Genomic DNA, 11,583 nt, shown 5'->3' with positions numbered 1-11,583 from the left:
ATGCAAGTATTAATAACAATAGTATCATTAGGTGTTTTTTGTCTGTTGGCAGAAATCTTCAATTTAAGAAAACTACTGGTTCCGGTTACTGTCATAGGTTTACTTGCCATTTTAGGAATCTCTTTGAATCTTTGGGCCATCGATCCGAGTATTGATGCCAACTATGTGAGCATGATTGCGGTCGATAAATTCTCGAATGCTTTCTCTTCTTTATTTATAGTGCTGACTATTTTCTTAATCGCCATTAGTGGTGATTTCTACAAAGAACATCAAAGCAAAATATCCGACTTTATTGCTATCAAAATATTCCTTTTGGCCGGAGCCGTTGCGATGGTTTCGTTTACCAATTTATCGATGTTCTTTTTAGGCATCGAAGTTTTATCGATTTCATTATACATCTTGGCTGCCAGCAAAAGATTAGACATTAAAAGCAACGAAGCCGGAATGAAGTACTTCTTGTTAGGTTCTTTTGCTTCCGGAATTATCTTATTCGGTATCTGTTTGATTTACGGTGCTACCGGTTATTTTGACATTACAGAAATCAAAGACTTGTCTTCCGGCGCCGGAATTCCGGTTTGGTTTCCTATCGGGATTGTATTGATGATTATCGGTATGTTGTTTAAAATTGCCGCTGCGCCTTTCCATTTTTGGGCTCCGGATGTTTACGAAGGTTCACCATCAATAACAACGGCTACCATGAGTACGTTAGCCAAAGTCGTAGCCATGGCCACACTATACAAAATCCTAAGTGGTTTAACCTCATCGTTAATGCCGACTTTTGAAATGGTAATCGTAGTGGTTTCCATATTATCAATGACTATTGGAAATATCATGGCTTTGCGTCAGGACAATGTAAAACGTATGTTGGCTTTCTCCGGAATTTCACACGCCGGATTTATGTTGATGGCCATTTTAAGTTTGTCCACCGCAGCCGGAACATTGTTATATTATACGGCAGCCTATGCTTTAGCCGGTATCGCCTCATTTGCAGTAATCATTGCGGTAACGCGTGACAAAGGGAACGAATTAACTGCCAACTTCAACGGTTTAGGTAAAACCAATCCGTTACTGGCCGCTGTTTTAACCGCTTCTTTATTGTCTATGGCGGGCATTCCGATTTTCTCCGGATTCTTTGCCAAGTTCATGTTGTTCAGCGACACCATTAAATCAGGTTATTTATACTTGGTTATTGTGGGTGTAATCAACTCCATCATTAGTGTTGGCTATTATTTTAAATTGATTTTGGCCATGTACACCAAAGAAGCTACAGCCGAAAAACAAGCCGTACCGATTGTGTATTACCTTGTAGCCGTAAGTGCTATTGTATTAAACATTGCTATCGGATTGTATCCGTCTTTGGTTAGCCATCTATTGAACTAAAAAATCTTACTCACTATACGAGAAACCATCAAGAGCGATTTTGATGGTTTTTTTGTACATATTGGTCTTGATTAAAATACTATATTTGGTTACTAACGAAATCTGCATGGAAAATTCGAGTATATCCTCAGTCCTTAAAAAACTACCTTACGACATTATTGTCTTCTTTCTTTTTTGCATGGCCATCAGTCTATTTAGTTTTTATCTGAATTTGAACATCAATAAAGAACTGAAATCCTCCTTAATGCCTTATACCGGTTGGGGTTTTGGCAGAGGCTATATGACAGCGATGCTTTTCATTTTGATTGGGTTGATGTCTGCTAAAGGTTCCACAAGCAAAACCATTCAAGTTTTGAGAATCTTGGTCATTGTATTAATGTCTGTCAATGTATATGACGGCGTACAAAATTGGCTTCTAATTACTCCCGAAGATTACACCAATCCCAATCCGTATTTACGATACGATACTTTAACGCCAATTTACACCATCTTCACACCATTATTTTGGATTATTGTGATGCTAATAGCTTTAGTTTGGAATTACTTCAAAAATAAAAAGCAACAAGCCAAATCATGAGCTGAATCTTACACCATCAAAAACGATACTGATGGTTTTTTATTATCAACAATCGGCAAAATTAACTTTTGTTCCACTACAAAATCCTTAATTTTATACCATGTATGCTTTAGTCGATTGTAATAATTTCTATGCTTCTTGCGAGAGAGTTTTTCAGCCGCATTTGGTTGGAAAACCTATAGTGATTTTGTCTAACAACGACGGTTGTATCATATCCCGAAGCGATGAAGCCAAGGCGCTAGGCATTGCGATGGGCGCGCCCGAATTCAAAGTGCGACAAGAACTCAAAGACAAAAACATACAGGTCTTTTCCTCTAATTATCCTTTGTATGGCGATATGAGTCATCGCGTCATGAAAATATTGGAAGGCTTTACGCCACACGTAGAACCGTATAGCATAGACGAAGCGTTTATGAATTTTGACGGTGTTGCAGTGACCAATTTTCACGACTACGGGTTACAAATGAAAAGTCGCATTATGAAATGGCTGAGCATTCCCGTATCAGTGGGTTTTGCCGAAACCAAAGCACTTTCCAAAGTTGCCAATAAAATCGCCCGTAAGTTCCCCGAAAGAACCCAAGGCGTCTATATAATTGACTCGGAAGAAAAACGCTTAAAAGCGCTGAAATGGACCAAAATTGAAGACGTTTGGGGTATTGGGTTTCGCCTGACCAAAAAGATGAAAACAAGAAACATCAATACGGCTTACGATTTTACTTTACCACAACATGAAGGCTATATCAAAAGTACGATGGGCGTAGTGGGTTTGCGGTTGAAATATGAACTCGAAGGCCAATCGGTACTAGAACTGGAAGAACCCAAAGATAAAAAAAATATTGCCATCACCCGAAGCTTTGCCGGTAACATCAGTACGCTCGATGCCATGAAAGAACGCGTCTCGACCTTTGCCATGGTTTGTGCCGAAAAGCTCCGCAAACAAAATTCGTGTTGCCATGGTGTGATATTGTATTTAAGAAAAGACAAGTACAAGGTAGACCGACCGCGCTACAACTTCTACAAAATGGAAACGTTGCCGTTTGCCAGCAACTCTTCTATCACAATAAGTAATTTGGCAATAAAAATGCTGAAAGAAGTTTTTGAAGAAGGCGAAATTTATAAAAAAGCAGGCGTGATTGTAACCAATATCATTCCCGAAAACCAAAAGCAGTTCCATTTGTTTGAGGAAGAAAATCCGAAGCACATTAAAATTATGGAAATCATGGATGCTTATCATAAAAAAACCGGCGAGCGCAAAATCAAACTCGCCAGTCAAAACTTGGAACGTACTTGGACCATGAAGCAAGAGCATTTGTCCAAAAAATACACCACCGATTTTCGTGAAATCTTGACCATAAAATGCCAATGAAAAGTCCGTTAACCTTTTTCAAACCCGATTTCGAAAACCCGACAACGCTCCTCTATTTTGAAGGCGGTATCAAAGCGGGATTTCCATCACCGGCGGCCGATTTTGAAGGCACCCAAATTAGTTTAGACAAAGTATTGGTCCGAAACTTCGAAGCTACTTTTTACGCCAAAGCCGATGGCACTTCTATGATAGGCGCCGGTATAGACGATGGCGATATTATGGTCATCGACCGCAGCTTGGAACCTTCCGACGGAAAAATTGCCGTTTGCCACATAGACGGAGAATTCACGGTGAAGCGAATCAAAGTAAAGAAAGACTCCCTCTACCTAATGCCCGAAAACAAGACCTTTCAACCGATTAGAGTAACCGATGACAACAAACTAGTGGTTTGGGGTATTGTGACTTATGTGATTAAGGCTGTATAGAAAACCTTTAATAAAAAAAGAGAGGCCATAAAGGCCTCTCTTAGGAAGTAAAAATTCAATACAAATAATTAATCCTTAACTAATTTTTTAACTATAGTTTCTCCATTCGATGAACTATAAACTTGTACAAAATAGATACCACTGGCCAATGAAGATACATCTTCATTAATCAAGTTGTTTCCTTGTGTCAATTTTATGTTTTTAGTTCTTATCAAACTTCCGTTTAGGTTATAAATTGTCATTGACATTTCACCTGCTTGAGAAGAAGTTAATTCTAATGTAAAATAATCTTTAGCCGGATTTGGATAAATCGAAACTTCCGAAGTAACCCCTGAGGCATCCATTCTTGCCGGACAAGCGGTACTTGTTAAGTTAATTGTTTTAACCGCACTATTAACGCCACAAGCATTGCTGGCAAGAACTGTTAATTTCGTTAACGTTACTGATTCTAAAACCGCTGAGAAATCAACCTCAATAGTAGTAGTTCCTTGTCCACTCACGATAATCGCTCCATTGGCAGATGTCCAAGTATAACTTGTTGCACCTTCAACAGCTGGAACAGTAAACGTTTGATTAGCACATCTGGTAAATGTTGTTATACCGGCTGAACCTGTAGCAATTCCTACCGCTTTTAGTGCCGTTGAAATAGTAAGTGTTTTTACTTTAGTTCCAGTTCCAATACCATTTACAGAAGCAATCACAATTGATTTATTTGCAGTAGTAGTTAAAGTATTAACAACAAATCCAATTGGATAAGTTACTGAGAAAGTCAAATCAGTAGTTGATAAAACATTAGAAGCATTTGATGGATTACCAGCTGAAGTTACTGTTGATCCTGCCGGAGCAGTGATTAAATAAGAACTAGCAAAAGGCGAAGGCTTCGTAATGGTATACGAATAAGTACTTCCACCACAAACTCCTGTTAATTGACCCGTTACAGTAGAAACTGCAGCAGGAAGCGTAGCTTTTAACGTCAACAATTTAGCTGTTGAAGTAGTAGTAGGATTAATAAGTGCTGTATTATTAGTAGTAGAATCCCCAACACCATTTCTAGATTTCACTCCAATTCTTAAAATATGAGTCAAAACCGGAACCGTTGCAGTTGTGTAATAACTAAAAGTATTAGCACTTGTAACTCCAGAGAAGTTAACTGTAATTTCATTTGAAGTACCACCACTCAATTGAACAACTCCTGTAGGAAGTTCCCAAACATATGAAGTTGCTGTAGAAGCCGGTGGCGCTGTTAATCTTAAAACTCTGTTTGTTCCCATAAATTGACCAAAAGTTGTAATTGGTAATTGAAGTCCGGTTGTTGCAGAGTAAGTAGGGAATGCATCATCATACATTTTGATACCTGCAGGTGCTGTTGGTAATGCTTTGGTTAACGCTAATGTTTTAGCAACACTAGGACAACCGTTAGAATTTACCGCTCTTACAGAAAGATTTCCTATTGAACCGGCACCAGCTGATACATTTAAGAAATTAACCGTAATGCTTGTTCCGTCATTAGCTCCAACAATATTAACTCCAGCCGGAACTGTCCATTGATAAGACACGGCCCCAACAACAGGAGCAATAGAATACGTTGCTAATGTTGAAGTTCCAACTAATGGTCCTTGAGCGACTGTTCCTGAAATAATACCAGGCGTAGCAGGAATAGCAAGTACGTTAACGGTTATGTTTGCTTTTGGACTTTCACTTCCATCAGATAAAACCTGAGATACTGCATATTTTTTAGATGGAGATGCAACTGTAGTTGTTGCAGGAGTTGGTGCTCCGCCAGTTAAAAGTGTATAGGTTGGTGTGGTAGTACCTCCAACAAGATACCATTTCAATGCATTACCTGCAAAACCGGTAGCTGTTAGTGGAGTGGCTACTGCTCCTTTACAATAGTCAATTACAGCTGTTGTAGTTGGAGCTATTGCACGAGAGGTAGGTCTAGTAAAGTAAATATTATCTAAATAAACAACACTTCCTGATGGTAAACCAACAAACTTAAATTGTTGAACTTCAGTTAATGCTAATGTGTTATAAGATGACATTGGAATATCAATACTATTCCATCCACTTTGTGTAGGAGATACTGAAACCGCTTGCTCTGCAGGTGGAACACCAACCGGAGCTGAATCTATTAAATAGAAATCAAATGTTGTACAATTTGGTGTCCAAATGTCCAAATGTAAGGTAGTCATAGTTGAAACATCTATTGTACCTGCTAATTGAACTCCTTGATAAGTTAAATTATCTAATTTTAATGTATTGCTGCTTGGAGATCCTACCGGAACTACTGCAGGAGCAATATAACCTCCCGGTTGTCCCCAGTATGGATAAGAAGCACCACCTTCATTTGTATAAGCGTCACTAAAGATAGATAAAACTCTATCTGCAGGAACTGTTGGGGTTGGTGCAGCAGTAGCTGGTGGAGGGAATGAAACCACAAAAGAAGCTGTAATACTTCCTGGACCAAAACCACCTGCAGCTTCTTGAGTAGCAGTAATAATAGTACTACCACCGCCTAAAATGGTAACCGTGTTTCCGCTTATAGAAGCCACACCTGGCGCACCTGTTACTGTATAAGTAAATGCACCGGTACTATTACTAGTTGGAGCAGTTAATTGGAATGGTCCATCACCAATAACTTTACTTGGAACGGTAAAGTTAGTTATCGTAGGAGATGGTTGAGAGGTTGCTGGTCTATAGAAATAAAGGTTATCAACATACACTGTAGATCCACCTAATTGTGGGTCCAATAAAATCTGTGTAATTTTAGATTTATTTACTGATCCCCCAAATTGAGTCATTGGAATATCTACACTTCTCCAAGTACCAGTTACAACTGGATCTTCTACAATAGTAAGTCCTTCTGTTACACCATCAATGGTGTTCACAATTTTGGCTATCATAACTTTATTATCGGGAGTCCAATAATCGATATGCATAGTGGTCATTTGAGTTAAATTGATACCATTCTCATAATTGGTAACCATACCTAAAAATTCACCTCCAAATTTCCATGTAGCATTTCCGCCAATAGATTCAACCGAGAAAGGTTCAATTGCCAATTGTGACCATGAAGTAGGAAGTTCATTTAAAGTTACATTAGTATAAGCGCCACTAAAGATAGATACCACATCCCATGCATTTCTCGCTGGAGGTGTTGGTGCAGGTATAGTAGGAGGAAAACCTTCGTCAATTATTCCATCACAATCGTTATCAACTGTATCGGCAACCTCAGTTGCACCAGGATTAATGGCAGCATTAGTAGGGGCACAATCCGTATTGTTTACAGAATATCCAGCCGGTGCTTCTGGTTCAGTCAATAAAACTGCCGGACCTGCACCATAACCATCATTATCTGTATCTGCATAATAGGTGAAAGTTCCTGCCGGAGCTTTCCAAAAATAAAGATTGTCTAAATAAACAGTTCCGTTACCTACAAATTTAAACTGACCAATATTAGCCGGATTTACAGTATTGTATGATGATAAAGGAATATCATAAGTATTCCATCCTGAAAAAGTTGGCGTTAAAGTAATTCCTTGTTCTCCAATTCCTTGATTAATTAAGAATACTTGAAAAGAAGCACAATCTGCAGTCCATATATTCAAATGCAAGTTTTGCATAGTCGAAGCATCAATCGGAGTAGCCAATTGAATTCCTTGATAATTTAAATTCGAATATCTTAAGGTTGGGTTTCCAGCTGCACTATACTGAGCATATTGAGTGGTTTGTCCCCAGTTTGGATAGAATTCAGTTCCGGCAACATTAGTATAAGCACCGCTAAATACAGAAATTACATCAACTGCAGCTTGTGTTGGAGCAGGAGCAGCAACAGCAGGAGCAGGAGGAGGACAAGGTGAACAACTTCCACCACAATCTACACCGGTTTCAGTCCCATCTTGTATTCCGTTTGTACAGTTACTTGGTGGAGGTGATACTCCAGGACCACTTATATTATCAATAAAAAAGGATCTTGCACTAGGCGATCCTGAAAAAACAGTCTGACCTGCAGTCCAAAATGGGTGTAATACCATATTGTTATAAACACCATTTGCAGTGACAGCCTTACCATCCAATGAAGTATTGAATGTAAAAGAAATTGTCTGCCATGTTCCATCACCATTGTGTGAAGCTTGAGCCGCAGCCTCCGGGGCACCGGCTACTCCTGCATTTACCTTTAATAAAAAGGTAATTGGTGTAGATGAAAGAACATCAATAGTCATTGTTTTAGTTGCTATTAACTCAACAGGTGAAGTTAATACAAAATTACAGCCTTGCCAGATTTGACCTGTCGGATTAGCTGTAACGCTGAGAACTGAAGAGGTATTAGAACCTGTTCCAGTTACTACTGTAGGAAGATCCATGCCTCCGAATTGTCCGAAAGCATTTCCGGATTCTCCAGGTTCAAAACCCAGCCTAAGGGTTTGCGATTGTCCCAATGAAATAGTCATCAGGAATAATAGTAATAATAATTTTTTCATTGAATATGTTTTTAGTTGAGTTGTAAACTTATAATATTAGACAACACTACCGAAAACGATTGCGTATATAAAAACTATACACTTTTCAAAAAATAAAATCCCCACTAAAACGAGTGTTTATGCAGACTTCAGGCAAATATTGCCAAATCAGATTTTTCTGAAATCGTTGTTAATGATAAGTTAATGTAGAGGTAATTTAAGATTAGCATCGAACTTTGACAACCACTTGAACTAATGAAAAATGGATTTTTATAACTAATTTTTTATTAATACAATAAAATTTATGTAAAAAAAATTTAATATCATCAATTTAGATTAACCCTATCCTATTTTAACGCTCTCCCTTTTTTTAAAACAAAATAACCCAACATCACTGTTGGGTTATTTAATAAAAAGGTATTATATATGAAAACTATTGATACACTCTTACATAATCCACTTCCATGGCACTTTGAGTAAAAAGCGGGTCAATAGCAGGTTGCATAGCCACATTTAGTAAAATATACTGATCGGAATCAAACGGCCATGTATTAGCATCTTTAACGGTCGGATTATAAACATAATGTATTAAGCCATCTACACTAAATGTCATCCTTTCAGAAGTCCATTCAAGGGTATAAATATGAAATTGAGTGGAAGCGGTTGACACAATTTGTCCACCAATATTAACCGTTCCGCCAAAACTTGAAGGCGTATGCATGGCGCTTTGAACATAATTCTGATTATTACCCCAATGCTCCATAATATCTACTTCTCCACAAGCCGGCCAAAAAGTTGTTCCGTGAGTGCTTGACCAATAGGCTCCCGGTTCAATAATATTTTTCCCCAACATCCAAATAGCAGGCCATGTTCCCGCTCCTGTTGGCAACTTGGCACGTACCTCAACTCGCCCATATTTAAAGGCAAATTTCGAATTCAATCTGGCCGAAGTATATTGCTTAGTCTGTCCTTGATCAGTAAAAGTCTCCTTTTTGGCCACTATGCTTAAAACCCCGTTATTAACATTTGAATTAACTTGACGATTGGTATAATGCTGCACTTCACCATTGTACCAACTATTTCCATTGGGAAGCTGGGTCTGATGGTGCCAATTAGTTGCGCTTACCGCGCCATTAGTGTTAAACTCGTCTGACCACACCAAATTAGTAAAAACATTACACGAATTGAAAACATATTCTCCACCACAATAAGAAACTATTTGACCTATCTCACCACTCGTGCCAAAAGGAACATTAATCCACTCACAAGAAACCGGACCGGTATAAAATTCTACGGTAAGGTAGTGATTGCCTTGAGCCCAATTGATTTGAGAAAAATTACCCAATTCTGCAACACCTGTTCCAACAGCCACCACAACATTTCCTTGATTATCCGTTAGCGGATGTTGCATCTCTCTGTAAACGGTAGTCCCGGTGGCCGAACCCAACTTGATATTAAATCTCAAAGAAATTATTTTGTTAACAACCAATTGACCATCACTGTATTTTACGGTTGAGGTATAATTGAATTGAGCACCGGCCGCTATCGAAAAAAACAACAGGAAGGTTACTATAAGCTTTTTCATCTTAATTGATTTTTGATTTGTTAAATACAAATAAACCAAAGATTTGCGGTAACAGGGTATTGTATTTGTATATAAAAACTATACAGTTTTAAAAAAAAGAGTCATTTTCAAGGCTAAACATGCCCGAAAACTAAGATTTTCAATCCCTTAAAATTTACGATGATTATAAGCAGCTGGTTTGGATGATAGTAATGTATGGATTAAAGATTCTTTTGAAAACAAAAAAGCCCGATACTTTCGTATCAGGCTTTTGTTTTGCTCCCCCTCTTGGGCTCGAACCAAGGACCCTCTGATTAACAGTCAGATGCTCTAACCAACTGAGCTAAGGAGGAAGATGTTATATCTTTTAAGCGGTTGCAAAGATAGAACGAATTTTATTTTTTGCAAATAAAAACGAATAAAATTTCAAAAAATATTACTTCCCTACAATTGCCTTGTAAATATCATTTCCATTGGCAAACAACAACAGCGAAATAAGTAGTACAAAGCCAACCAATTGCGCCTTCTCCAGGAACTTGTCACTTGGTTTTTTTCCCGATATCATTTCGTATAATAAAAACATTACATGACCTCCATCAAGCGCAGGAATCGGCAATAAATTCATTACCCCTAACATAATTGACAATAAAGCGGTAATACTCCAAAAAGCTTCCCAACTCCAACTATCCGGAAATACATTATAAATTGCAGCAAATCCACCTACTCCTTTATAAGCTCCCGTACTTGGATTAAAGATAAGCTTCAATTGTCTCCAGTAATTACCCAATTGGGTAAAACCCTTATCAATCCCTACCGGAATGGATTCAAAGAACCCAAAAGTCTCTGTGCTAAATTTATAATATCCTAATTTTTCCAGGTTATCTTCTTTAATAGAGCCAAGTGCTACGCCTAATTTCCCTTGTTTATTTACCGTAACTGTAATTGCGGTTTCTTTTTGGTCTCTCAACACAACCGCCGGTAATTGCTTTCCTTTATTAGCAGTAAGTATTGGCTCCACCTGATCAAAATACCTAGTTGGTTGACCGTTTATAGAAACAAAAATATCTTTAGCTTTCAACTCTTTGTTGGGAGAATCATCCTGTAAACCCCCAACCACAAAAGGCATTCTAAGTGCAATCAATCCCTTTTTGTCTTGATCTATAAACTTTCCTATGAAGTTATTCGGAAGTGTAATGGTCTTCTCTTCCCCGTTGCGGCTGACCAAAACAGTTTTAGCCATTAAAACATCCATATTAATAGATGGCTCAAACTTTACAATTTCCTTGCCGTCAATGGCTACTAATTTATCTCCCGTTTTGATTCCGGCTTTTTCCAATTCTGTATTCTGCACCCAAACACCATCTTTCACTTCACTATTAGTGATGTACTTTTCTCCATAAAAAAAAGTCATTCCAATGTAAATGATAAAAGCCAAAATGAAATTTACAGTCACACCACCTAACATGATAATCAAACGCTGCCAGGCCGGTTTAGAACGAAATTCCCAAGGTTGTGGTTCTTGCGCCATTTGCTCGGTATCCATACTTTCATCAATCATTCCGGAAATTTTTACATAACCGCCTAAGGGCAACCAACCGATTCCATATTCCGTCTCGCCGATTTTCTTTTTCAATAAGGAGTATTTGATGTCAAAAAACAAATAAAACTTCTCTACTCTGGTTTTGAATAATTTGGCAGGAATAAAGTGTCCTAATTCGTGAAGTATAATTAGTATTGATAAGCTCAGCAAAAACTGAGAAAGTTTGATTGCAATTTCCATTTTTTAATGTTTCATTTCTTTTAAACGCACA

6 protein-coding genes, 1 tRNA gene and 1 pseudogene are annotated in these 11,583 nt (G+C 38.1%); 4 read left to right on the top strand and 4 right to left on the bottom strand.

Annotated elements, in window-relative coordinates; translation table 11 throughout:
* The 4 genes from P7V56_RS03615 (at position 1) to P7V56_RS03600 (ending at position 3,748) form a co-directional block, all read left to right on the top strand.
* On the top strand, positions 1–1,380 hold the full coding sequence (locus P7V56_RS03615) for an NADH-quinone oxidoreductase subunit N (RefSeq protein ID WP_171221042.1): 1,380 nt from the start codon (positions 1–3) through the stop codon (positions 1,378–1,380).
* A gap of 178 nt (positions 1,381–1,558) precedes the next feature.
* Positions 1,559–1,957 carry a hypothetical protein gene (locus tag P7V56_RS03610; RefSeq protein ID WP_171221043.1) on the top strand — a complete coding sequence of 133 codons (399 nt, stop codon included), beginning with the start codon at positions 1,559–1,561 and terminating at the stop codon, positions 1,955–1,957.
* 100 nt (positions 1,958–2,057) lie between these two features.
* The gene (locus tag P7V56_RS03605; protein ID WP_171221044.1) at positions 2,058–3,323 is read left to right on the top strand and encodes a Y-family DNA polymerase; all 1,266 of its coding nucleotides are present in this window, start codon (positions 2,058–2,060) and stop codon (positions 3,321–3,323) included.
* Complete coding sequence (locus tag P7V56_RS03600) at positions 3,320–3,748, top strand: LexA family protein (RefSeq protein WP_370529618.1); 429 nt, start codon at positions 3,320–3,322, stop codon at positions 3,746–3,748. The genes P7V56_RS03605 and P7V56_RS03600 overlap by 4 nt, the downstream gene beginning before the upstream one ends.
* Before the next feature lie 68 nt (positions 3,749–3,816).
* On the opposite strand, the gene P7V56_RS03595 is transcribed toward P7V56_RS03600, so the two are convergent.
* The 4 genes and pseudogenes from P7V56_RS03595 to rseP all read right to left on the bottom strand — a co-directional run bounded on the left by P7V56_RS03595 (position 3,817) and on the right by rseP (position 11,552).
* On the bottom strand, positions 3,817–8,229 hold the full coding sequence (locus tag P7V56_RS03595; RefSeq protein WP_171221046.1) for a PKD-like domain-containing protein: 4,413 nt from the start codon (positions 8,227–8,229) through the stop codon (positions 3,817–3,819).
* Between the two features lie 415 nt (positions 8,230–8,644).
* Positions 8,645–9,382: pseudogene (locus tag P7V56_RS03590) on the bottom strand (glycoside hydrolase family 16 protein); the annotation flags it as partial.
* A 669-nt stretch (positions 9,383–10,051) separates the two neighbouring features.
* Positions 10,052–10,125 (bottom strand) — tRNA-Asn (locus P7V56_RS03585).
* 83 nt (positions 10,126–10,208) lie between these two features.
* Positions 10,209–11,552 carry an RIP metalloprotease RseP gene (rseP, locus tag P7V56_RS03580; RefSeq protein WP_171221048.1) on the bottom strand — a complete coding sequence of 448 codons (1,344 nt, stop codon included), beginning with the start codon at positions 11,550–11,552 and terminating at the stop codon, positions 10,209–10,211.
* Positions 11,553–11,583: the final 31 nt, after the last annotated feature.

Origin of the sequence: Flavobacterium sp. IMCC34852 (genome assembly GCF_030643905.1) — a bacterium.
Classification (GTDB): domain Bacteria; phylum Bacteroidota; class Bacteroidia; order Flavobacteriales; family Flavobacteriaceae; genus Flavobacterium; species Flavobacterium rivulicola.
Note: the sequence above shows the minus strand (reverse complement) of the source record. Positions and strands in the feature narration are given on the sequence as shown.

Bases quoted from the DNA above. Each gene is read 5' to 3' on its own strand.
- rseP (WP_171221048.1), bottom strand. From the start codon at position 11,552: ATGGAAATTGCAATCAAACTTTCTCAGTTTTTGCTGAGCTTATCAATA.
- P7V56_RS03595 (WP_171221046.1), bottom strand. From the start codon at position 8,229: ATGAAAAAATTATTATTACTATTATTCCTGATGACTATTTCATTGGGA.
- P7V56_RS03605 (WP_171221044.1), top strand. From the start codon at position 2,058: ATGTATGCTTTAGTCGATTGTAATAATTTCTATGCTTCTTGCGAGAGA.
- P7V56_RS03615 (WP_171221042.1), top strand. From the start codon at position 1: ATGCAAGTATTAATAACAATAGTATCATTAGGTGTTTTTTGTCTGTTG.
- P7V56_RS03610 (WP_171221043.1), top strand. From the start codon at position 1,559: ATGGCCATCAGTCTATTTAGTTTTTATCTGAATTTGAACATCAATAAA.
- P7V56_RS03600 (WP_370529618.1), top strand. From the start codon at position 3,320: ATGAAAAGTCCGTTAACCTTTTTCAAACCCGATTTCGAAAACCCGACA.